The organism is Variovorax sp. Sphag1AA, assembly GCF_014192575.1.
Classification (GTDB): domain Bacteria; phylum Pseudomonadota; class Gammaproteobacteria; order Burkholderiales; family Burkholderiaceae_C; genus Variovorax.
The window spans coordinates 123,817-146,903 of record NZ_JACHYC010000008.1 but is presented as its reverse complement, the minus strand read 5'-3'; the positions used below and the strand labels follow the sequence as shown (position 1 = coordinate 146,903).

Sequence of the window (23,087 nt, the reverse complement as noted above, 5' to 3'; positions counted from 1 at the left end):
CGGGTGCAATTGAGAGAATATTACTCAGCGCCGAGAAGAACAATCCTCGGATGAGCTCGACAACGAATTCCCCCACGATCCGGCGCCCCGACTACCAGCTTTCCGACAGCCTCTGGGCACGCTCGGGCGCCATCTTTTTAACCGGCACGCAGGCGCTCGTCCGCATCCTGTTGATGCAGCGCCAGCGCGACGCAGCCCGCGGCTTCAACACGCAGGGCTTCGTCAGCGGCTACCGCGGATCGCCGCTCGGCATGGTCGACCAGGCGATCTGGAAGGCCGGCCCGGCATTCAAGGAAGCCGGCATCCGCTTCGTGCCCGCGATCAACGAAGAACTGGGCGCCACGCAAGTGCTCGGCACGCAGCGCGTGGAATCCGACCCGGAGCGCACCGTCGATGGCGTCTTCGCCATGTGGTACGGCAAGGGCCCTGGCGTGGACCGCGCGGGCGATGCGCTCAAGCATGGCAACGCCTATGGCTCATCGCCGCACGGCGGCGTGCTCGTGGTGGCGGGCGACGACCACGGCTGCGTGTCGTCGTCGATGCCGCACCAGAGCGACCACGCCTTCGCCGCGTGGAGCATGCCGATCGTGCAGCCGGCCAGCGTTGCCGAGTACCTCGAGTTCGGCCTGTACGGCTACGAGCTCTCGCGCTACTCGGGTGCGTGGGTCGGCATGGCCGCGCTGTCGGAAGTGGTCGAAAGCGCCGGCACCGTGGACCTCGACCTGATCGATTCGCGCATCGCCACCTGGGCAGATGCAGACACCGTGCGCGCCGCCACCGGCCATCGCGCGCCGGCCGATGGCCTGCACTACCGCTGGCCTGACCTGCCGTCGCTGCGCATCGAATCGCGGCTCGCGGACAAGCTCGAAGCCGTCGCTGCCTTCTCGCGCGTGAACAGCATCGACCGCCATGTGATCGAGAGCCCGAAAGCCAAGGTCGGCATCGTTACCTGCGGCAAGGCGCACTACGACCTGATGGAAGTGCTGCGCCGCCTCGAAGTCACGCCCGAGAGCCTCGCGCGCGTCGGCGTGCGGCTCTACAAGGTGGGCCTGAGCTTCCCGATCGAGCAGACCCGCATGAAGGCCTTTGCCGAGGGGCTCCAGGAGATCCTGATCGTCGAAGAGAAGGGCGCGATCGTCGAGACGCAGCTGCGCGATCTGTTCTACAACGCGCCGCCCGATGCGCGGCCGGCGCTGGTCGGCAAGCACGACCGCGACGGCAAGCCGCTGGTGTCGGCGCTCGGCGAGTTGCGACCTTCGCGCCTGATCGAATTGGTGGCGCATTGGCTGTCGGAACACTTCCCGGACAACGGCGAGCTGGGCAACCACTTCCAGCATGTGCGCGACTTCACCGTGCCCGAGCTGCTGAGCAACGACGGCGACAGCGTGAAGCGCCTGCCGTACTTCTGCGCCGGCTGCCCGCACAACACCAGCACCAAGGTGCCCGAAGGCTCGACCGCGCGCGCCGGCATCGGCTGCCACTTCATGGCCAACTGGATGGACCGCAGCACCGCGGGCCTGATCCAGATGGGCGGCGAGGGTGTCGACTGGGTCTCGCACTCGATGTTCACGCGCACGCCGCATGTGTTCCAGAACCTCGGCGACGGCACTTACTACCACTCGGGCTATCTTGCGATCCGGCAGGCGGTCGCGGCCAAGGCCACGATCACCTACAAGATCCTCTTCAACGACGCGGTCGCAATGACCGGCGGCCAGCCGGTGGACGGCATCATCAGCGTCGATGCGATCGCGCGGCAGGTCGAGTCCGAAGGCGTGAAGCAGGTGGTGGTGGTCAGCGATGCGATCGACAAGTACGACGCGATCAAGAACCGCTTTCCGGCCGACACCGAGTTCCACGATCGCGCCGAGCTCGACGCGGTGCAGCGACGCCTGCGCGAAGTGCCCGGCGTGACCGTGCTCATCTACGAACAGACCTGTGCGGCCGAGAAGCGCCGCCGTCGCAAGAAGGGCGAGATGGTCGACCCGGCCAAGCGGCTCTTCATCAACGAGGCAGTGTGCGAAGGCTGCGGCGATTGCAGCGTGCAGAGCAACTGCGTCGCGGTTCTGCCCCATGAGACCGACCTCGGGCGCAAACGCAAGATCGACCAGACGAGCTGCAACAAGGACTATTCGTGCGCCAAGGGCTTCTGCCCGAGCTTCGTCGGCGTGACCGGCGGAGCGCTGCGCAAGAAGAGCGGCGCGCTTGCTTCCGGGCAGGATGCCTTCCTGCAGCATGTCGCTGCGTTGCCGCGCCCGACAGCGCACGTCTGGGATGCACCCTATGACCTGCTGGTCACCGGCGTCGGCGGCACCGGCGTCGTGACGGTCGGCGCGGTGATCGCGATGGCTGCGCACCTCGAAGGCAAGTCGGCCAGCGTGCTCGACTTCATGGGCTTTGCGCAGAAGGGCGGCGCGGTGCTGAGCTTCGTGCGCCTCGCCGACACGCCCGCGCGGCTCAACCAGGTGCGCATCGACACGCAGCAGGCCGACGCGATCCTCGCCTGTGACTTCGTCGTCGGTGCATCGGCCGATGCACTGCAGACGGTGCGCCACGGCCGCACGCGCATCCTAGCGAACACGCACGAGATCCCGGTGGCCGAATCGCTGCGCAATCCTGATGCGGACCTCAAGGTCGAGCTGCTGCTGGAAAAGATGCGCTTCGTCGCAGGCCGCGACCAGGTCGAGACCTTCGATGCGCAGACGATGGCGGAAGAGTTCCTCGGCGACACGCTGGCTTCGAACATCCTCGCGACCGGCTACGCATGGCAGCGCGGCTTGATCCCCCTGAGCCTGGAGGCCCTGACGCGCGCGATTGAACTCAATGGGGTCGCGGTCAAGTCGAACCTCATGGCCTTCTCGCTCGGCCGGCTCGCGGCCGGTGCGCCGCAGGCAGTCGAAGCGCTGCGTGGCGCGACCTCGGGCGACAGCGTCGATGAGTCGCTGGATGCGCTGATCGCGCGTGCGCGTGCGCATCTCACCGGTTTCCAGAACGCGTCGTGGGCACAACGCTTCGAGACCCGTGTGCGCGCCATGCAGCAGCGCGAAGCGGCGATCGCAGGTGGTGACCGTTCATTGCCGGTTTCGCGCAATGCCGCGCGCAGCCTGCTCAAGCTCATGAGCTACAAGGATGAGTACGAAGTCGCGCGCCTCTACAGCGATGGCAGCTTCCGCGAAAAGCTCGCCGAGCAGTTCGAAGGCGATGTGAAGCTCGAGTTCTACATGGCTCCGCCATTGCTCTCACGGCCGAAGAACGGACAGGCGCCAGCCAAGATCCGCCTCGGTGCATGGATGTTGCCGGCCATGAAGTGGCTCGCGCTCGGCAAGCGCCTGCGCGGCACGACCTTCGATGTGTTCGGCCATACCGAAGAGCGCCGCCTGGAGCGCTCGCTGATCAGCCAGTTCGAAGCGCGACTCGACGAGTTGATGGGCGAACTGTCGGCCGATAACCAAAAGCTCGCGGCGCAGATCGTCGCGGTGCCGATGACAATCCGCGGCTACGGCCACGTGAAGCTCGCGAACCTCGCGCTGGCGCGTGGACGTGAGGCGGAACTGATGCACCGCTTCTCGCCGGGTCGCTATCCGCGTCCTGCGACTGAAGCGAAAGCCGGGCAGATCCGCGGCATCGCGGTGGTTGCGAGCTCCTAGTTGCTCTACCCAAGGCGGGGAACGTCCAGAGCCTGCACCTCGATCTCGACCTTCGCCCCCTTGTAGAGCACGGACTGCACGCACGAGCGTGAAGGCAGGCCATCCGGGAAGTGCTTTGCATACTCTTCGTTGAACGCGGCGAAGTCGCCCAGGTCCGCGAGCCAGATGGTGGCGCGCACCACGCTGGCCATGCTGGTGCCGCATTCCTTCAGGGTCTGGGCGATGCGCTCCAGGACGGCGCGGGCTTGCACCTGCACATCGCCTTCGATGATGCCGCCCTGCGCGTCCATGGCCAGCACGCCCGACAGGAACAGGAAGCCGCCGGCACGGACGGCCTTGGAGAACGGGACCGGCAGGGGAGAGGGGATGCGTTCGATGTTCATGCCTGTGCGCCTTGTTGCTGGTTGGGGGTTTGGCGGGTGATGACCTGCCCGTTGCGTGCCCCGGTGTGCGCGCCGTGCCGCCAGGTCACGAGGCCATTGACGATGACGGCATCGATGCCTTCGGCCGGCGTCTTCGGGGATTCATAGCTCGCGGAATCGCGGATCGTCGCCGCGTCGAACACGACGATGTCGGCGTGATGCCCAACCTGGAGCGTGCCGCGTTCATGCAGCCCGAAGTTGCGCGCGGTGAGCCCGGTCATCTTCCAGACGGCAGTCTCCAGCGGGAACAGCCCGACGTCGCGGCTGTAGTGCCCCAGCACGCGCGGGAAGGTGCCCCACAGGCGCGGATGCGGCTTCTCGCCCAGTGGAATGCCGTCGGAGCCGATCATGGTTTCGTCGAAGGCGAGGATGCGCTGCACGTCGTTCTCGTCCATCAGGAAGTAGATCGCGCTTCCCGGCTGGAGACGGCGCGATGCCTCGACCTTGTCGACGCCCCATTCGCGCGCGATGTCGTCGAGGTCGCGGCCCGCGCATTCGGGGTGCGGCTGGCTGTCGGCGATCAGCACGCGGCAGTCGAGCATGCCGCGATCCGGGCGGATCATGGTCGAGCCGGCGGTGTAGGGGTAGCAATCTAAGCAGACGCGCTGGTTCTTCATCGCTTCGCGGATGTGCGGAAGCGTGGTCTGCGACCTGCCGAAGTTCTGCGTGTTCTGCACCTTGTGATGCGAGACCACCACCGGCACGCCCAGCTCGCGACCAATGCGAAAGGTCTCGTCCAGCGCCTCCATCACCTGATCCGCTTCGTCGCGCATGTGCGTGACGTAGAGCGCGTTGCGTGCACTGAGCGGTCGGCTGACTTCGATGATCTCCTCGGTCGTGGCCTTGGCCGCGGGCGGGTAGAAGGTGCCGGTCGAAAGACCGATGGCGCCGGCTTCCATCGCCTCTTCCACCAGCGTCTGCATGACCGCGATCTCTTCGGGCGTGGCCTCGCGATCGGTCGAGTCCATGGTGACCGCACGCAGCGTGGAATGTCCCACCATCGCCGCCACGTTGACCGACGAGGGTTGTGCGCGCAACGCGTCGAGGTAGGCGCGGAAGGTGGTGAAGCGGTCTTTCGCGGGCATGTCCAGCAGGCTCAGCGGCATGGGCAATTCCATCTCGGAGCGCAGCGGCGCGGCGCTGATGCCGCAGTTGCCTGCGATGACGGTCGTCACGCCCTGCGAGACCTTGAAGGGCATCGTCGCCTGCGACAGCACTGCCTGGTCGTCGTGTGTGTGCGAATCGATAAAGCCCGGCGCGACGATGCGGCCGCCGGCTTCGATCACGGTGTCGGCAGTGTGATCGCGGAGGTTGCCGATCGCGCTGATGCGCCCGTCGCGCACGGCCACATCGGCATCGAAGCGAGGGGCGCGCGTTCCGTCGATCACGGTGCCGCCGCGGATCAGCAGGTCATGGTGTTTGGTTTTCATGGTTGACTCCTGAGGCAAGACAGACGGCAGTGCCGTTCAACGGAAGTGGCAGGCGACCCAGTGCTCCTGCCTGCCGTCGGTGCCGGCAGTGGCTGCACGCACCGACAACGGCGGCGCCTGCTCCTTGCAGACGGGTTGGGCCAGCGGGCAGCGCGTGTGGAAGCGACAGCCGGAAGGTGGATTGGCGGGGCTTGGCGGATCGCCCTGCAGCAGCATGCGCTGCGCAGGCGAGCGCGGATTGGGCACGGGCACCGCCGACAGCAGGATCTGCGTGTAGGGATGGCGCGGCGCGTTGAACAACGTATCGCGATCCGCCAGCTCGACGATGCGGCCGAGGTACATCACGGCCACACGATGGCTGATGTGGCGCACCACCGAGAGGTCGTGCGCGACGAAGATATAGGCGATGCCGAACTCGGCCTGCAGGTCCATCAAGAGATTGACCACCTGCGCCTGCACCGAGACATCGAGCGCCGACACCGGTTCGTCGCAGACGATGAGCTTGGGCTGCATGGCCAGCGCGCGGGCGATGCCCAGCCGCTGCCGCTGCCCGCCCGAGAACTCATGCGGGTACTTGTCGATCGCCTCGGGCCGCAGGCCCACCTTGCTGAACAACCACTGCACGCGTTCGCGACGCTCTGCAGCCGACTGGTTGCCGAAGTTCTTCAGCGGCTCGGCCACGATCTCGCCGGCCTTCAGGCGTGGGCTGAGCGACGCGTACGGGTCCTGGAAGATGATCTGCACGTCACGCCGACGCTGGCGCATTTGCGCAGGACTGAGCTTGAGCAGATCCTCTCCGTCAAGCAGCACCGAGCCGGAGGTCGGTTCGATCAGGCGCATCACGGACTTGGCCGTCGTCGTCTTGCCGCAGCCCGATTCGCCGACCAGCGACAGCGTCTCGCCACGTGCCACGGTGAAGGAGACATCGTCGACCGCCTGAACGGCAGGTTGCGGGCGCGAAAGCCAGCGTCGCGGGCTGGTGTAGTGCTTGCGCAGCCCTTCGACGCGAAGCAGTGTGTTCGTGGCGGTCATGCGCTTGCTGCCTCCAGCGTGGATGGGGCGTATCGACCTTCTTCGACGGCGAAGCACGCGACGCCATGGCCGTGGCCTTGTTCCGTCAGGCTTGGGATCTCCGCGGTGCAGCGCGCGTTGGCGAGGCTGCAGCGTGCGGCGAAGGCGCAGCCGCGGCGGGGCTCCAGTGGAGAAGGCACGAGGCCCGGAATCTCGGTCAGCCGCGGACTGCGCGTGTTCATCGAAGGCATCGAAGCCATCAGCGCGCGCGTGTAGGGATGCAGCGGGCGGTCGAAGAGCTCCTGCACGTCGGCTTCCTCCACCTTGCGGCCGGCATACATCACGACCACCTTGTCGCAGCTCTCAGCCACCACGCCCAGGTCGTGCGTGATCATGACCACGCCCATCCCCAGCTCCTTCTGCAGGCGCTTGATCAGGTCGAGGATCTGCGCCTGGATGGTCACGTCCAGCGCCGTCGTGGGTTCGTCGGCGATCAACACTTCGGGGTTGCAGGCCAGCGCGAGCGCGATCATCACGCGCTGGCGCATGCCACCGGAAAGCTGGTGCGGGTATTCCTTCGCGCGGCGCTCCGGTTCGGGGATCTGCACCAGCCGCAGCATCTCCACCGCGCGCGCCATGGCCTCGCCGCGGCTCGCCTTCTGATGCAGACGAACCGTCTCCGCGATCTGCCGTCCCACCGTGAGCACCGGGTTGAGCGAGGTCATCGGCTCCTGGAAGATCATCGAGATGCGATTGCCGCGAATGGTGCGCATCTCCGCTTCGCTGAGCGAAAGCAGATCGGTGCCCTTGAGTCGAACGGCGCCATAGAGGCGCGCAGGCGGCGTGGGCAAGAGACGCATGATCGACATCGCCGTGACGCTCTTGCCGCAGCCCGATTCGCCGACCACGCCAAGCGTCTCTCCGGCGCGGACGGTGTAGGAAACGCCGTCCACTGCGCGGGCTGGGCCGTCGAGCGTGTCGAAGCGGGTGTAGAGGTTGTCCACCTCCAGCAGCACCCCGCCATTGGCTTTGTCCATGCTGTTCATCCGAAGTGCCTCCGCTTCAGAGTTGACGCGCGAGACGCGGGTCCAGCGCATCGCGCAGGCCGTCGCCGAGCAGGTTGATCGCGAGCACCGTCGCAGCCAGCAGCATCCCGGGGTACAGGATGATGTGGAAGGCCACGGCGACGAAGTTGCGGCCCTCGGCCATCATGTTTCCCCAACTGGGCGTGGTGGGCGGAACGCCAACGCCGAGAAAGGACAGAGCAGCTTCGATCAGCACCGCCGATGCAGCGATGAACGTGGCCTGCACCACCAGCGGCGCAACCATGTTCGGCAGAACGTGGCGAAGCAGGATCACCGGCAGCCGTGTGCCCACGGCATGCGCAGCTTCGACGTAGAGCTGTTCGCGCAACGTGAGCGCAAGCGACCGCACCAGCCGCACCACGCGCGGCACCTCCGGCACGATGATCGCGACGATCACCGTCGTAAGACTGGCGCGGGTGACGGCCATCAGCGCAATGGCCAGCAGGATGCCGGGAATCGCCATCAGCCCGTCCATGATGCGCATGACAAACCCGTCGATGCGCCGAACGAAGCCAGCCGCCAGCCCGAGGATCACGCCAAGGATCGTGGAAACCACCGCAACGCTGATGCCGACGATCAACGAGACGCGTCCTCCCCAGACAGTGCGGCTGAACACATCGCGCCCAAGTGCATCGGTGCCGAACCAGTGTTCGGACGACGGCGCCTGCATGCGAGCGAGTGGATCGATGTCCTGCGGATCATGCGTCGCGATCCACGGCGCTGCCAATGCGATCGCTGCAACGATCAACAGCAGAAGGGCGCCGATGATGAGCGTCGGATGCTTGCGCACCCAGCGCCAGCGGGGGGGCACGAACACCGAATCGTCGCTCGGTGGTGCGGTCTTTGGGAGGGGGACGGCGGACATCGTGTTTTGCGTCGTGTCAGAGGATCAACAACCGCCGTGAAGGATCGTGACGATGGTGTGCTCTGCGCAGCGAAATAAAGGAGGAGGCCGAAGGCCGGGGGACATTCGCGGAGCAGAGTACGCCGTCGGCGCGATCCCGCCCCCGCTCTCGATCGTGCATTCCGGGGTGCTTCATCTCAGTACCGGATACGCGGATCAAAGAGCCGATAGCTCAGGTCGATCAGCAGATTGATCACGACATACACACCAGCAGAGAGCAGCAGAACGCTCTGAATCACCGGATAGTCGTGACGCTGCACCGAATCGACCACCAACCGCCCCACACCCGGAATGGCGAACACGGTCTCCGTCACGACCACGCCGCCAATGAGCAGCGCAATGCCAACGCCCACCGTCGTTGCAATGGGCACGGCTGCGTTGCGAAGTGCATGGCCGAGCACGGGAAGCACACCCAAGCCCTTGGCTCGCGCGGTGCGGATGTAGTCCTCGTGAAGCACTTCCATCACCGTCGCACGCGTCATTCGCGTCACCAGTGCGATGTAGACCAGCGCGAGATTGACGCACGGCAGCACGATGCTGCGCAGCCACGGGCCCACGCCATCGCTGATGCGGACATAGCCTTGCACCGGGAACCACGGCAGTTGGATGGCAAAGGCGTAGACCAACAGGTAGCCCACCAGGAATGCCGGCACCGAGAACGCAAGCACCGCGAACAGCATCACCAGCCGATCGACCCAACTCCCCGCGCGATACGCTGCCAGCGTGCCCAGCGGAATGGCGATCAGGATCGTGAAGAGCATCGTCACCAGCGCGATCGCCAGCGTGGGCTCGACGCGCTGCGCGAGCAGCGTGGTCACCGAGACCTGCGTGAAGATCGACGTGCCCAGGTCACCCGTCGCCAGCTTGCCGATCCAGATCAGGAACTGCTGCCAGATCGGCAGGTTCAGCCCCAGAGCCTCGCGCAGGTGACGGATGTCGTCCTCGGTGGCAAGGTCGCCCGCGATGAGCGCAGCCGGATCGCCCGGCGACAGATGGATCAGCAGGAAGACCACCACCGCCACCACCGCCATGACAGGCAGGGTGGCGACGAGGCGACGCAGGATGTAGCCCATGGACGACGCTTGCAGGAGGGCTTACTTGTCCAGCGCCCAGACCAGCGGCATGCCACCCCAGAGCTTGTCGAGGCCCTTGAGGTCGGCGCGCGCGGCATAGACGGCGGAGTACTGGCCCGCGTTGATGTAGGGCACGGCTTCGAAGGCGCGAGTCTGGAAGGCGTCGAGGCGCGGCTTGCGCTGCGATGCATCGCTCGCTTGCAGCCACGCGGCGCGCAAGGCGTCGAGTTCCTTGTCGCACGGCCAGCCGGGCAGGGAGTTGCCGCAGGCAGGGCTCAGGTAGGCGTTGGTGATCGGCGAGTTGGCATCGAACTCGCCGGCAACGGTCACGTACACATTCCAGCCGCCGGCGGATGGCGCGTCACGCTTGGCGCGACGGGCACCGATCGAGGCCCAGTCCATTGACTGCATGTCCACGTTCACGCCGATGCTGCGCAGCGTCTGCGCGGCCATCAGGGCGAGTGCATTGAGGTAGGTCACATCGGTCGGCACCAGCAGCACCACCTTCTCGCCCTTGTAGCCGGACTCGGCCAGCAGCGCCTTGGCCTTCGCGAGGTCCGGCTTGGCGTGGCCCTGCGAGCCCGCCGCGGTGTCGTTGGGGCTGCCGCAGATGAAGTAGGTGTGGCAGTAGGCCATGCGCATGTCAGCCGGATAGCCCATCGCGGCGACGAATCGCTCCTGGTTCACCGCCATCTGGAAGGCCTGGCGGGCCTTGATGTTGTCGAAAGGTGCGTGCAACTGGTTGAGCACCAGGAAGGCCTGGTAGTTGCCGCCGCTGCCGACCTTGATCTTGCTGTCGGCGCGCAGCGGAGCGATGTAGTCGGGCGGCAGCTGTTCGATCAGGTCCACTTCGCCACGCTGCAGGGCGGCTACCGCGCTGTTTGCGTCGGGCAGGTAGAGCCACTCCACGCGATCGAAGTTGCTCTTCTTGCTACCGGAAAGGCCATTGACGGCCTCGGTGCGCGGCGCGTATTGCGTGTTGCGCACGAACACCGCCTTGTTCCCCGGCACCCACTCGTCACGCTTGAAGACGTAGGGGCCGGAGCCCAGCACTTCGGTCATCGGCGCGGTGGCAGGCAGCTTGGCCAGCTTCTCGGGAAGGATGAAAGCCGGGTAGCCGGAAGGCTTGGAGAGCGCTTCCAGCACCATGCCGAAGGGCTGTGCGAGCGTCAGCGTGAAGGTGCGGGCGTCGACCGCCTTCCATTCAGTGCCGTTCGCGGCCATCGCACGGCCGAGGCTGTCGCGGCTGGTCCAGCGCTGCATCGATGCGATGACGTCCGTGGACGTGACCGGCGAGCCGTCCGAGAACTTCAGGCCCGGGCGCAGCGTGAAGCTCCACTGCTTGCCGTCGGGCGACTGGGTGTACTTCTCCACCATCTGCGGCTGGGGCTTGCCGGTGGTGTCCTGCGAGAACAGGGTGTCGTAGACCATGTACCCGAAGTTGCGCGAGATGTAGGCCGTGGTGAAGGTCGGGTCGAGGATCTTCAGGTCGGCATGCGCCACCACACGAAGGGTCTTCGCTGGCGCCTGGGCCATCGCGGTGGGGCTGAGGATGCCCAGCGTGATTGCGCCAAAGGCAGCCAGGGCAGCAAGGGTGCGTCGTTTCATCGTCGGAACTCCGTGAAGGTTCGTCACAAGGGAGAGAAAAGAACTGCGTGTCAGGCGGCGAGTGCGTCCATCGGCCACTTCGGGCGCTGGATCTTCTGGTAGGGCAGGGTGTTGAGGTCGAGCGTCACCGAGCCCGGCGCGGCGACGTAGATCACATGCTTGCCCACCTTGGAGAAGGATGCGTAGAAGTGCTGCGAGGACTTCACCACGATGAGCTGCTTCGACGCCAGGTCGCAGCCGAGTTGCGTGAAGAGGTCGGTGCCCATCGCTTGATTGCGCAGCGTGATCAGCACGATCTCGATGCCTGCGACTTCGATGAGGGCGCAATCGCCCATCGGCGTGGGCGTGCCTGCGAGGCCGGTCATCACCATGCCGGGCTTGAGCGCCTTGACGGTGCAGTCGAGATCCAGCGGCTGGCCCGACAGCGGACTGATCTTGCCGCCGATGCGCATCCGCAGGCGCGCACCTTCGCCGGCGTCGAAGGCGATCCGCACGGCGATCGGATCCCACAGCGGGCCGAGCGCGGCGTTGGTGATGCCGCGTTCGACCATGCGCTGCAGCACGAAGGTCGAATCGCTCGCTGCGCCGCCGCCGGCGTTGTCGGCGCCGTCGGCCATGACCACCGGGCCGCCCTTGAAGGCCATCGCCTCGTCGAGCGCGACATCGATGGCGGGGTAGTTCACCGTGAGCGCGTCGCGCATGCCGATCACCTCGTCGGCGAGCTGGCGTGCCAGGGCTTGCGCCTGATCGACATTGCGGTCGGTGTAGACCAGCATCTTGGTGCCCATGCCGGGCACGTCGCCCCAGCTGAAGCCATGCGCCAGCGAGATGGAGAGCACGCCGTCCTTGCCTTCGAGCGACTGCATGCGCTGCACGAAGCCGCGCGCAGGTTCGCGCGAGGTGTGCACCGTGACGATCAGGCCGGTGTCGACCACGGCTGCTACGGGGCTGATCTTCTTCTGCGCAGTGGCCACGCAGAGGTCCACCAGCTCCAGGCCGCGCTCGAGCACGTCGGTGTGCGGGTACTCCTTGAACGTGATGAGCATGTTGGCGTTCTTCACCATCTCGGGCGTGAGATGGCAGTGCGGATCGAGTTCCGCACCGATGACGGTGTCGGGGCCGACCAGCGCGCGCACGCGCTGCAGCAGGTCGCCTTCGCAATCGTCGTAGCCGTCGGCCACCATGGCGCCGTGCAGGCCGAGCAGCACCACATCAACGGGCAGGGCGGCCTTCAGGTCGCGCAGCAACTCGTCGCGCAGGGACTCGTAGGCGTGACGCGTCGTGATGCCGCTGGGCTGGGCTGCGGCGACCATGCCCTCGATGAGCGTCCAGCCCGCTTCCTTCCCACGCAGGCGCGCGGCCCACAGCGGGCCGGAGAACAGCGTCATCGCATCGGGATGCTTCCCGGCCGGGAAGTAGCCGCGATCACGAAATGACGCAAGCCCAGTCGGCATCGGGCCGAAGGTGTTGGTTTCGGTGGCGAGTGAAGCGCTGAAGACACGCACGGCGAGTACTCCTGTGGCGAATGGCAAATGGGATCAGCTTGCGACGACGTCCTGCGCGCGCAGGCGTCGCGGGCTCAGCATCTCGGCGGTCAGGCCGAACGAGGAAGGGTGTGGTGGCACGGGCAGTCCGCGCGCGAGTGCAGCGCAGGTCTCGCCCATCGCGGCGGAAGTCTGGATGCCATAGCCGCCTTGCGCGGCGATCCAGAAGAAGCCTTCCACCTGGTCGTCGAAGCCGCCGACGAGATTGCCGTCGCCCACGAAGGAACGCAGCCCGGCCCAGGTGCGCGTGGGCCGGCGGATCTGCAGCGTGGTCATTTCCTCGATGCGGTGGATGGCCAGGGCGATGTCCAGTTCTTCCGGCTGGATGTCCTGTGGATCGACTGGGTCCGCGTTGGCGGGCGATCCCAGCAACATGCCGGCATCGGGCTTGATGTACCAGTCTTCGGTGGCGCCATGCACCATGGGCCAATGGGTGTGGTCCTGCCCGGGAGTACCGGCAAAGATGAATGCCGAGCGTCGGCAGGGCTGAAGGCCCAGCGGCTGCGCGCCGGCCAGTTGCCCGATCACGTCGCACCATGCGCCCGCCGCGTTGAGCACCACCGGGGCTTCGTAGGTCGCACCGCCTGCGGTGACTTGCCAGCGGCCGCCCACGCGCCGCATCTGCGACACGTCGGCATCGCACACCAGCGTGCCGCCTGCGCGTCGCATGCCGCGCAGATAGCCCTGATGGATTGCGTGCACGTCCATGTCGGCGGCATCCGGTTCGTAGACCGCGCCGTGCAGCAACTCGGCCTTCAGCGCGGGAACGAGTTCGCAGGCTTCGGCGGGCGATAGGCGACGTGCGCGTGGCGACATCGCACTGAGCACTTCCCAGTGCGCGTCGAGCTCGGCGCTCTGCTCGGGCGTGCCGACCATCATCGCGCCGCGCGGCGTCAGCAGCGGGTGTTCGGTGAAGCCCGCTGGTGGTGATTCGAAGAATGCGCGGCTGGCCAGGGTCAGCGCGCGCACTTGCTCGGTGCCGTAGCTTTCCATGAAGAGGGCCGCCGAACGCCCGGTCGAGTGATAGCCGGGCTGTGATTCGCGCTCGAGCACGATGGTGCGCCCATGCGGTGCAAGCCAGTGCGCAACGGATGCGCCCGCGATGCCCGCGCCGATCACGAGGAAGTCGGCTTGGATGGCGGCGGTCTCGGAAGTCATGGTTCGGAAAGAAGGGTCGGTCAAGTCGAAGCGGAGTGTATGGAAGAATTTGCGGATACGCAAAAAATCAAGCCCGGTTTCAGGGAAAACACCCAGCGCCTCCCATTGGGGAATTTGCAGATTCGCAATTTGCATGAACGCAAAATCCAGGCCAGGAAGGCGCATGATCGGCGGCGCCGGCTGGCAGAATCCCCGTTGGGCAGGCCCGCTGAGACACACAGGAGATCAAGGATGAACCCATGAAGCCGCGCGAGAGCGAGGCAGCGCAGCCCGAGGGCCAGTTGCTGGACAGAGAGACTTTCGGCCGCCGATTGCGAAGTGCCCGCAAGAGCCTGGGCTGGACGCTGCAGCAGTTGTCGGAACTCTCAGGCGTTTCGGTGCCGACGATTTCGCGCGCCGAGCGCGGCCAGCTGGCGCTGGGCTACGAGAACTTCGCAGCGCTCGGCCACGCACTGAAGATGGACATGAACGCCATGTTCGCGGGCGAAGGCGTGAAGACCTCTGCGCTGCAGGCGCCCGTCGTGACGCGATCCGGCAAGGGAGTCGTCTACCGGGGCCTTTCGTTTGCGTATGAGTTTCTCGGCACGACCGCCACCGGCAAGCTCATGAGCCCGGTGATCGGCACGGTGCACGCGCGGCGCATCGATGGACCCGAGGATTTCGCGCGCCACGACGGTGAAGAGTTCGCGTACGTGCTCTCGGGCACGATCGAGGTGCATTTCGACACGGGAGAAGTCGTGCGGCTGGGGCGCGGCGATTCGCTCTACTTCGACAGCCGCATCGGCCATGCATACATCAGCACCAGCAAGCAACTCGCGCGCATCGTCGGCGTGACCTCGACGGAAAGCCTCTTGATGCGCACGGCGCGTGCAGGGGAACAGCGAGGGCCGATCCAGGTGGTTGCCGCCAAGCCGCCGGCCGCGCCTAGGCGGGCACGGCGGACTGCGTAATCGCGTCGAGCTTGGTCCTGAGACGGTGGATGTTCCGCTCGTGCCGCGCGGTGCGCGGACCTCTGCCGTACATGCCGGCCTTGAGCACCAGGCGCAATTGTTCGCGCTGCAGATGCATCTTCAGACGCCGCGCGCGCCGGCCGTAGGCCTGGCCCATTTCGCGTCGCACGCGCCAGCGATCGAGCGGTGACCCGAGGCGCAGCCATTCGTCATCGCGCAGCAATTCGCGCTCGGGCACGAGTGCCGCGGCCAGCGCATGCAGATAGGCGCCGGTCTCGCGGGTGCCTGCGTGCCAGATCAGCGCCACCGCGAGCAGCACGGGCAGGCCCTTGGCCAGCAGAAGCAGCGCCAGGCCCGCGAAGTCGTCGCTGAACCAGTCTTCCATCCACGGCGAATTCCAGACGAAGTGCATGGCCCATGCGAGCGCAAAGCACAGCACTGCCATGCCGATGCGCTCGGCGCGCGTGCGGTCGCGACGAAACAGGAACAGGGCGATGCCGTAGGAAGCCACCGCGGTATAGGCCGCATGCGTCCACAGGCCGCTCAACACACCGCGCGTGACCAGATCGTAGAGAACCGGCTGCACCTGGCTGTCCGACGGAAAGGTGATGGCCGATCGCACGGTGTAGTTCAGGTTCTCCACCACCTGGAAGCCCAGCCCCGTCATGGCCCCGACGATGAGAACGGAGAGTTCCGTGCGGAACTGGTTGCGCGCCGTCAGGATGAGCAGGATCACGCCCATCAGCTTGAGAAATTCCTCGGTGATCGGGCCGGCCAGCGCCGGGCCCCAGACGGCCACGAATTCGGGCGAGACGAGCTTGGCCGCCAGGCTCTGGATGGCCCTGTTGGCAGGCGCGGAGAGATGCGCCGCACCCAGGCCACCCCAGGCAAAGGCGAGCACGTAGCCTGCGGGCGGATGTTGGTCGAGCAGGTCCATCGCCCGGAACACCGCGACGAAGCCGAGCGTGTAGAGCGCCCAGACAAGCAGGCCGAGCAGCGCTGCGATCGGCACCACCCGAAAGCCCGAGGCAAACAACTGTCCGATCGAGAATAGTCCGTTGAGCAGCAGCACCACGAGCAGCCAGAAGGAGGCGCGGGTCGGCTGGAAGAAAGGGTCGATGCCCGTGAGGTCGAGATCGGGTGGCGCCAGCGGCAGGGGGCTCGACGTGGCGGTCTGGCTCACGATGCTTCGAGGTCCATGGAAGCGAGCATGTGCCGGGCGTCGTCCAGCGCCTCTGCGGCACTTGCGGCGTTGTCGTTCGGGCCGTAGAAGTCCACCTGCACCACCGAGGCCCGCGCGGGATCGACCATCAACCAGAAGCGGCCGCTGAGCTTGGGGCCGTAGTAGGCGAAGGTCGTGCCTTCAAGACCCCAGTCGGTGAGGAACTTGGACACGTCGCCTTCTACATGCAGATGCTGTCCGCGCTCGATCAGGCGTTGCTGGCGCTCCAGCGGGCCCTCGGGGCCACCCAGCCAGCGCGAAGTCGTGACCGAGAAGGTGTGCCCGTTCTTGAAGAGCACGAGCCTCTGGCCCGGCCGCGATCGCGACACGTTCATCAGCCATCCTTCGGCGGGAACGAAGCGCGCCTGCCCCACGAGCACCGGTTCCCCTTCGGGCAGCAGCCGCGTACTGAGGGTGAGACGGTCCCAGAGCTGCAGACCGCCCACATAGACCGTGATCGCGACGAGGATGGCCAGCGTCGCAGGCCACGTGCGATAGGCGGTGCGCGGTGCGGCGCCAACGGCGGATGCGGACATTCGGCTATCCGGCCAGCCACCGGGTTCCGGACGAATGCGAACCTGGCTTGAAGCTCGACTCGTCCTGGTCGTCGTCGCTATCGTCCTTGCCGCAGGCGTTTACCAGCGGGCCGGGACACTCCGTGCGGAACTGCAGATAGCCAAGTGCGCCGCCGGCTACGGTGATCCCGATGAACAGAAGCCATGCCGCAGCCGATGCCCATCTGCGCGCGCGCCAGCGGCGGGCGAATTGCCTGGGCGACCGGTCGACATTGCCGTAGAGCTGAGTCTCGATTTCCTTGAGGGACCGCCCGACTGCGGAGATGTGCCTGCCGATGGCCAGCGCCTTCAGGCTTCCGAGCACGGCGATCGCCAGGGGCACGGCCCACACCAATCCGCTGAAACCGACCAGCGACTGCGAGTTGGTCGCGACCCAGGCGAAGACGATCGCCGCGCTGAAGATGCAGCCCCGTTCGAGCAAGGCCAGTTCGGCCATGCAGGCGTTGGCTTCGTTGTGGAGCGCTGCGTACTCGTCCTTCAGCAGCGTGGGCTCGGTCATGGAATTCTCCGGATGTGCGAAATGGTGCAGGAGGACGGATTGTGATCGAGTGGCGTGTTCCCGAGCAGCATTACCATCGCGCCCATGCTGAACCTGCGCACCGCGATCGCCCTCTGCATCTGCCTCGTGCTGGCCGCTTGCGCCAGTTCGCCGAAGTCCACGATGCGCAGCGCGCGGCCACCGATCTTGTCCGCCGAGCAATCGCGCGATGCGGCGATCCACGCGATGGGCCTGGTCGGCACGCCGTACCGCTATGGCGGCAACACGGTCGATGGCGGTTTTGATTGCAGCGGGCTCATCGCCTACGTCTACCGTGAAAGCGCAGGCCTTTCGACGCCGCGAACCGTGGCGCAGCTCGCGGGTTTCGGCGACGCGATCCCGCGCGATGAACTGCGCACCGGCGACCTCGTCGTCTTCGGTGGCGGACGCCCCACGCATGCGGGCATCTATGTGGGCGAGAACCGCTTCGTGCACGCGCCGTCGACCGGCGGCGAGGTGCGTCTCGACCGCCTCGACGGGCCGTACTGGTCGCGGCAGAAGCTGGACGTGCGGCGGCCCTGAAGCCGCTCCGCGACGTCAGTCGACTTTCGCGCCGGACGCCTTCACGACCACGCCCATCGCATCCCAGTCGGCGCGCAGCAACTTCTGGAATTCCTCCGGGCTCTGATTGCGTGGCTCCACGCCCAGGCGCTTGAACCGCTCCTGGATGACCGGGTCGGCCATCACCTTGTTGGTCGCCGCATTCAGCTTCTCCACTTCCGCCTTCGGCGTGGCCGCCGGTGCGAGCAGGCCGATCCACGAATCGAAGGAATAGCCCGGCAATCCGCTCTCGGCGACGGTCGGCAGGTTCGGCAGGAAGGGGCTGCGCTGTTCGCCCGTCGATGCCAGCAGCTTCATGCGCGGGTCGTTCTGGAAGCCGATCACGCCGATGCTCGACGAGATCACCGCCTGCACGCGGCCGGCGAGCAATTCGTTGACGGCTTCGCCCGTGGACTTGGTCGGGATGTGCGTCATCTGCAGGCCGGCCTTCGCGAGGAAGGACGCCATCGCGAGGTGCGTCGCACTGCCATTGCCGGCGGAGGCGTAGTTGTACTTGCCGGGGTTGGCCTTGACTTCCTTGATGAACTCGGCCGTGCTCGCGGGATTGAGACCGCCGCCCACCGCCAGCGCGTAGCCCGCGTTGCCGATGTTGGCGACGCCGACGAAATCCTTCAGCGGGTCATAGGCCAGCTTGCTGTAGAGGAAGCCCGCGATGTGGTGGCTTGCCGCAGCCAGCACCAGCGTGTTGCCGTCGGCAGGGGCCTTGGCAACGATCGCTGCGCCGACCGTGCCGCCCGCACCCGCGCGGTTGTCGACGACGATGGCTGCGTTGAGCGCCGCACCGAGCTCATTGCTGATGGCGCGAGCCACCGTGTCTTGCACCGCGCCCGTGGCGAAGGGCACGACGATGTGGATCACGCGCTGCTGCGCGAATGCGGTGGGCACGGCGCCGCTGGCGAGCAAGGCGCCCGCGGCGGCAAGGACGGAGCGGCGCGAAGTTTGATGCGTCATCGGGGAAGTGGCTTTCCTGTCGAGTGGAGGAACGTTGAGGGATCTCATGCACCGGTGCCGACCGGGAGCCAGCGCTCCACCAGCTTCACGAAGTAGCTGGCGCCGATCGGGATGATCTCGTCGTTGAAGTCGAAAGAGGTGTTGTGAATGATGCAAGGCCCGGGCCCGTGGCCTTCGAGCCGGTGATCGCCGTCGCCGTTGCCCAGGAAGGCATAGCAGCCCGGACGCACCTGCAGCATGTGAGCGAAGTCCTCCGCGCCCATCACGGCCGGGAAGTTGTCGGTGACCATGTTGTCGCCCACCACCTCGCGCATCACACTTGCCGCGAAGCGTGCCTCGGCCGGATGGTTGACGACAGGCGGCGATGCGCGGTTGAAGACGATCTCGGCGGTGCACTCATGTGCGGCAGCCACGCCTTGGGCCACGGTGCGCAGGCGCGCCTCGATCTTGTCGGTTGCCTCGACCGAGAAGGTGCGCACCGTGCCGCCCACCGAGGCCCAATCGGGAATCACGTTCGGCGCATCCGAGCCCTGCAGTTGGGTGACCGCGAGCAGCGCGCGCTCGGTGCTCGCGATGGTGCGCGGCACGATGGTCTGCAGCTGTTGCGCGAGGTTGATGACCGCCGCGACCGGGTCGATCCCGGTGTGCGGCATCGAGGCGTGCGTGCCGCGTCCGCGCAGCGTGATCTTGTAGGTGTTGCTTGACGCCATGAGCGCGCCTTCGTTGACCGCGAAGCGACCCACGTCGCCGACCGGGAAGTTGTGCAGCGCGAACACCGCATCGCACGGGAAGCGGTCGAAGAGGCCGTCCTGGATCATCTTCTTGGCGCCGGCCTTGCCCATCTCCTCCGCGGGCTGGAAGATGAAATGGACCGTGCCATCGAACTGGCTGCCCTTCTGCGCCAGATGCCATGCGGCCGCCAGCAGCATGGTGGTGTGGCCGTCATGCCCGCAGGCGTGCATGCGGCCGGCATGTGTCGACTTGTGGGGGAACTCGTTGGCCTCGTTGAGCGGCAGTGCATCCATGTCGGCGCGCAGGCCGATGGTGCGCTTGCCGCTGCCGCGGCGCAGCACGCCGACAAGGCCGGTCCCGGCGATGCCGCGATGGACTTCGATGCCCCAGTCTTCGAGCAGCTTCGCAACGATCTCCGAAGTGCGATCCTCCTCGAAACCCAACTCGGGATGCGCATGGATGTCGCGGCGGATCGCGACGAAACGGGTGACGTCCGCAAAGGAATCGGAAATGTTCATGGGGCGCGATTCTGGCGCAGGGCAAGGGCTTTGCTACATGGCAAGATCCCCAGTCCCATGACCGCACCCATCTTTCGATCGGCCACGCCGCCGGACACCGCACGCTGCTACGAAATCGAAATCTCGTCCTATGAAGGCGACGAAGCCGCCACGCGCGAGAAGATCGCCACGCGCATCGCGCAGTACCCCGAAGGCTTCCTGGTCATGGAGCTGGGTGGCGAAATCATCGGCTTCATCAACGGCGGATGCGCCCATGAGGTCGTGCTGGCGGACGAAGCGTTCAAGGAACTGGTCGGCCACGATCCGCTGGCGCCTAACGTGGTGATCATGTCGGTCGTGATCGACCGGGCCCATCAGGGCAAGGGCTACGCGAGCGTGATGATGCGGACCTTCGTCGAACGCATGCGGGCGATGGGCAAGAAGACGATCCATCTCATGTGCAAGGACCGGCATGTCGCCCTGTACGAGCGGCTCGGCTACCGCTACGTCAAGCCATCCGCTTCAGACCACGGCGGCATGGCGTGGCACGAGATGGTGATGGATCTCTGACCGGCTGATGCCGCTTCAGCGGCGCACGCCGGCAAAGAGGTCCGCCAGATCGACTTCCTGCTCCGCGCCTGCGCCGGCGATCACGCGCTGCTCCAGCTCGTCGAGGTGCTCCATCGCGATGTCGAGCGCACGGGTGAGTGACGGGCCCATCAGCGCCTCGATGATCTCTTCATGTTCCTTCGGCGCGCAGCTCGCGGCTTCGACGCTGTCGAACAGCGCCTTGTAGAGCTCGGTGTTCGACACCAGCCGCTGGATATAGGACTGCAGTTCTTCGCTGCCCGCCATCTGCGCGAGCAGGAGATGGAATTCGCCCGCAAGTCGGAACGCATCCTCGCGCCGCCCTTCCTTGAACGCCTTCTGCTCGGCCTGGACGTGCTTGCGCAACTGCGCGACCTGCTCGCGCGTGAGCTTGCCGAACAGCGTGGTGACGAGGCCCGCCTCGACGATGCGGCGTGCGCGGTAGGTGTTGCGCATGTCCTCGACTGAAGGGTTCGGTACGAAGGCGCCGCGGTTGTATTCGAGCACCAGCCGCTTTTCCGCACCCAGCCGCGCGAGCACCTTGCGGATCGCACCGCGCGTGCATCCCATCGCCTCGGCCAGCGCGCGTTCGCGCAGCGGCGTGCCGGGGCGCAGCTTGCCGCTCAGCAGCGCCTTGGAGACCGCCTCGTAGACGCGTTCGTCGACATCGACGTCGGTGTCCGGCGTAGAGACGGCGCCTTTGGCTCGGCGGGGTTTCGCGGAGGTGGTTTCAGGGCTGGCGAGCGCGGTTTTCGGCATGGAGATCGGAAAGCAAGAAGCGCCGCACATGTTAGTGGCAGTGCCCCTGGGTGCGGGTTTCCACGGGTTCAGGTGATTTGGTTAACCAAATATAGTTTGTTTAGTTGACCATAAATCGTAACCAAACACAGATCGCGAGGCTTCGAATGAAATCCGTCAAGTGGCTGGCAGCACTGCCAGTGATCGCCTTTTTCAGCGGCGGATGGCTTTCCGCCCACGCGCCGACCTTCGTGCTCGGCATGCCCTTCCTCATGGTGTGGAACGTGAGCTGGCTGGTGCTGACCTCTGCGGTCATGCTGGTCATCGACCGTGCCGAGGGCGACCTCGACGCTCCCCGCGATGGCTCGGGAGGTGCACGATGAGCGCCGCACTGGTGGTGATTGCGCTCTTCATGGTGGGCGCGCTGGTGCTTGCGGTGCTCGCACGGCGCGGCCGGAAGATGAGCCTGGAGCAATGGGCGATCGGCGGCCGCGGGCTCGGCGCGCTGATGGTCTTCCTGCTGATGGCGGGCGAGGCTTTCTCGACCTTCACATTCCTCGGCGCAAGCGGCTGGTCGTACGGTAAGGGCGTGCCGGCCTTCTACATCCTGGCCTACGGCGGCCTGGCTCACCTGATGGCCTTCTGGATGCTGCCGGCCATCTGGCGCTACGCGACGGCGCACAAGCTGGTGTCGTTCTCTGATTTCTTCGCGAGCAAGTACCAGAGCCGTGCACTCGGCGTGCTGGTGTCGATCGTCGCGCTGATGGGCATGGTGGCGCTGCTCACCATCCAGCTGCGCGGGCTCGGGATCATCGTCTCGGAAGCGTCGTACGGCGCCATCGCGCCACAGGTGTCGATCTGGATCGGCGTGATCGTGATGGTCAGCTACATCCTCGTATCGGGCATTCACGGCTCGGCCAGCATCGCGATCGTCAAGGACATCCTGATCCTGGGGATCGCGATCTTCCTCGGCGTGTACCTGCCGTGGCACTACTACGGCGGCGTGACGCCGATGTTCGAGGCAATCCACGCCGCAAAGCCGAACTTCTTCGAGTTCCCCAAGGAAGGCCTGAACCTGAGCTGGTACAACTCGACCATCCTGCTGACCGCGCTGGGCTACTACCTGTACCCGTTCAACATGACCTCGGTCTACGCGGCCAAGAGCGCAGGCGCCGTTCGCCGCAACACGATGATGATGCCGCTCTACCAGATCGTGATCGCCTTCCTGTTCCTCGTGGGCTTCGCGGCCATCCTCAAGGTGCCGGGGCTGCAGGGTTCGGAAGTGGACCTCGCGCTCTTCGGCCTTGCCAAGGCGACCTTCGATCCGTGGTTCGTCGGCGTGATCGGAGGCACCGGTGTGCTCACCGCACTCGTGCCGGGCGCGATGATCCTGCTCACCGCATCGACCGTGATTGGGAAGAACATCTACAAGGAAGGCTTCGCGCCGCAGGCCAACGACCGGCAGGTGGCGCTGGTCGCGCGCTGTGCGCTGCCGCTCTTCGCGCTGATCGCGGTGTTCTTCGTGCTGCGCGGCGGCACCACCATCGTGGCGATCGCGATCTTCGCGTCCAGCCTGCTCACGCAGCTGCTGCCCTCGCTGATCTTCAGCCTGCTGCCGCGCCCCTTCGGCACACGGCAGGCCGCGTTCGCGGGCATCCTTGCCGGTGGTGCGGTGCTGGCGTTCACGACGCTGTCGGGCATGGGCCTGCCGCAGCTTCTGCCGAATGCGCCGGTGGTGATCAAGTCGATCAACATCGGGCTGGTGGCGCTGGCGACCAACGCGCTGGTGTTCACCGCGGTCACGCTGCTCGGCCGACGTGCTGCGGCGCGTGGCGTGGCGGGTGTGCCGGCCTGAG

General features: G+C 66.1%; 21 protein-coding genes. 6 read left to right on the top strand and 15 right to left on the bottom strand.

Annotation, left to right across the window (positions count from 1 at the left end):
• Positions 1–50 precede the first annotated feature (50 nt).
• Complete coding sequence (locus FHW64_RS28725) at positions 51–3,644, top strand: indolepyruvate ferredoxin oxidoreductase family protein (RefSeq protein WP_184531700.1); 3,594 nt, start codon at positions 51–53, stop codon at positions 3,642–3,644.
• A gap of 5 nt (positions 3,645–3,649) precedes the next feature.
• Here the strand turns inward: FHW64_RS28725 and FHW64_RS28720 are convergent, their stop codons facing one another.
• From FHW64_RS28720 to FHW64_RS28680, 9 genes are all read right to left on the bottom strand, one after another.
• The gene (locus FHW64_RS28720; RefSeq protein ID WP_184531698.1) at positions 3,650–4,027 is read right to left on the bottom strand and encodes a RidA family protein; all 378 of its coding nucleotides are present in this window, start codon (positions 4,025–4,027) and stop codon (positions 3,650–3,652) included.
• Complete coding sequence (locus tag FHW64_RS28715; protein ID WP_184531696.1) at positions 4,024–5,496, bottom strand: amidohydrolase family protein; 1,473 nt, start codon at positions 5,494–5,496, stop codon at positions 4,024–4,026. Before FHW64_RS28715 ends, FHW64_RS28720 begins: the two co-directional genes overlap by 4 nt.
• A 36-nt stretch (positions 5,497–5,532) precedes the next feature.
• The gene (locus tag FHW64_RS28710; protein ID WP_184531694.1) at positions 5,533–6,528 is read right to left on the bottom strand and encodes an ABC transporter ATP-binding protein; all 996 of its coding nucleotides are present in this window, start codon (positions 6,526–6,528) and stop codon (positions 5,533–5,535) included.
• A complete protein-coding gene (locus tag FHW64_RS28705; protein ID WP_409350654.1) occupies positions 6,525–7,553 on the bottom strand; it encodes an ABC transporter ATP-binding protein in 1,029 nt (342 codons plus the stop codon). Before FHW64_RS28705 ends, FHW64_RS28710 begins: the two co-directional genes overlap by 4 nt.
• Before the next feature lie 16 nt (positions 7,554–7,569).
• Positions 7,570–8,457 carry an ABC transporter permease gene (locus FHW64_RS28700; protein WP_184531690.1) on the bottom strand — a complete coding sequence of 296 codons (888 nt, stop codon included), beginning with the start codon at positions 8,455–8,457 and terminating at the stop codon, positions 7,570–7,572.
• Between the two features lie 176 nt (positions 8,458–8,633).
• Complete coding sequence (locus FHW64_RS28695; protein WP_184531688.1) at positions 8,634–9,569, bottom strand: ABC transporter permease; 936 nt, start codon at positions 9,567–9,569, stop codon at positions 8,634–8,636.
• Positions 9,570–9,590: 21 nt separating this feature from the next.
• Positions 9,591–11,177 carry an ABC transporter substrate-binding protein gene (locus FHW64_RS28690; protein ID WP_184531686.1) on the bottom strand — a complete coding sequence of 529 codons (1,587 nt, stop codon included), beginning with the start codon at positions 11,175–11,177 and terminating at the stop codon, positions 9,591–9,593.
• 50 nt (positions 11,178–11,227) lie between these two features.
• Positions 11,228–12,682, bottom strand: coding sequence for a M81 family metallopeptidase (locus FHW64_RS28685; protein ID WP_184531684.1), 1,455 nt, complete (start codon positions 12,680–12,682; stop codon positions 11,228–11,230).
• Between the two features lie 33 nt (positions 12,683–12,715).
• Positions 12,716–13,879 (bottom strand): FAD-binding oxidoreductase, encoded by a 1,164-nt coding sequence (locus FHW64_RS28680; protein WP_184531682.1) that lies wholly within the window; start codon positions 13,877–13,879, stop codon positions 12,716–12,718.
• Positions 13,880–14,118: 239 nt separating this feature from the next.
• On the opposite strand from FHW64_RS28680, the gene FHW64_RS28675 reads away from it, so the two are divergent.
• Positions 14,119–14,829, top strand: a complete 711-nt coding sequence (locus FHW64_RS28675; RefSeq protein ID WP_184531680.1) for a helix-turn-helix domain-containing protein — start codon at positions 14,119–14,121, stop codon at positions 14,827–14,829.
• On the opposite strand, the gene FHW64_RS28670 is transcribed toward FHW64_RS28675, so the two are convergent.
• Genes FHW64_RS28670 through FHW64_RS28660 form a run of 3 tightly spaced genes read right to left on the bottom strand, consistent with a single transcriptional unit; the run spans position 14,804 to position 17,125 of the window.
• Positions 14,804–16,012 (bottom strand): PrsW family intramembrane metalloprotease, encoded by a 1,209-nt coding sequence (locus FHW64_RS28670; RefSeq protein WP_311733387.1) that lies wholly within the window; start codon positions 16,010–16,012, stop codon positions 14,804–14,806. The genes FHW64_RS28675 and FHW64_RS28670 overlap by 26 nt on opposite strands.
• Positions 16,009–16,587 carry a hypothetical protein gene (locus FHW64_RS28665; protein ID WP_184531678.1) on the bottom strand — a complete coding sequence of 193 codons (579 nt, stop codon included), beginning with the start codon at positions 16,585–16,587 and terminating at the stop codon, positions 16,009–16,011. Before FHW64_RS28665 ends, FHW64_RS28670 begins: the two co-directional genes overlap by 4 nt.
• A 4-nt stretch (positions 16,588–16,591) precedes the next feature.
• Positions 16,592–17,125 (bottom strand): hypothetical protein, encoded by a 534-nt coding sequence (locus FHW64_RS28660; RefSeq protein WP_184531676.1) that lies wholly within the window; start codon positions 17,123–17,125, stop codon positions 16,592–16,594.
• An 84-nt stretch (positions 17,126–17,209) separates the two neighbouring features.
• Here FHW64_RS28660 and FHW64_RS28655 point away from each other — a divergent pair, with 84 nt between their 5' ends.
• Positions 17,210–17,686: a C40 family peptidase gene (locus FHW64_RS28655; protein ID WP_184531674.1), complete on the top strand. Its 477-nt coding sequence runs from the start codon at positions 17,210–17,212 to the stop codon at positions 17,684–17,686.
• Positions 17,687–17,701: 15 nt separating this feature from the next.
• Here FHW64_RS28655 and FHW64_RS28650 read toward each other — a convergent pair whose 3' ends face one another.
• Entirely contained in the window at positions 17,702–18,676 is a 975-nt protein-coding gene (locus FHW64_RS28650) for a tripartite tricarboxylate transporter substrate-binding protein (RefSeq protein WP_184531672.1), read from the bottom strand.
• Positions 18,677–18,720: 44 nt separating this feature from the next.
• Positions 18,721–19,926: a M20 aminoacylase family protein gene (locus FHW64_RS28645; protein WP_184531670.1), complete on the bottom strand. Its 1,206-nt coding sequence runs from the start codon at positions 19,924–19,926 to the stop codon at positions 18,721–18,723.
• A gap of 57 nt (positions 19,927–19,983) precedes the next feature.
• On the opposite strand from FHW64_RS28645, the gene FHW64_RS28640 reads away from it, so the two are divergent.
• Positions 19,984–20,475: a GNAT family N-acetyltransferase gene (locus FHW64_RS28640; protein ID WP_184531668.1), complete on the top strand. Its 492-nt coding sequence runs from the start codon at positions 19,984–19,986 to the stop codon at positions 20,473–20,475.
• Positions 20,476–20,490: 15 nt separating this feature from the next.
• Here the strand turns inward: FHW64_RS28640 and FHW64_RS28635 are convergent, their stop codons facing one another.
• The gene (locus FHW64_RS28635; RefSeq protein ID WP_184531666.1) at positions 20,491–21,252 is read right to left on the bottom strand and encodes a GntR family transcriptional regulator; all 762 of its coding nucleotides are present in this window, start codon (positions 21,250–21,252) and stop codon (positions 20,491–20,493) included.
• A gap of 146 nt (positions 21,253–21,398) precedes the next feature.
• Here FHW64_RS28635 and FHW64_RS28630 point away from each other — a divergent pair, with 146 nt between their 5' ends.
• Complete coding sequence (locus FHW64_RS28630) at positions 21,399–21,614, top strand: DUF3311 domain-containing protein (RefSeq protein WP_184531664.1); 216 nt, start codon at positions 21,399–21,401, stop codon at positions 21,612–21,614.
• Positions 21,611–23,086 carry a sodium:solute symporter gene (locus tag FHW64_RS28625; RefSeq protein WP_184531662.1) on the top strand — a complete coding sequence of 492 codons (1,476 nt, stop codon included), beginning with the start codon at positions 21,611–21,613 and terminating at the stop codon, positions 23,084–23,086. The genes FHW64_RS28630 and FHW64_RS28625 overlap by 4 nt, the downstream gene beginning before the upstream one ends.
• The last annotated feature ends 1 nt before the right edge of the window (position 23,087 follow it).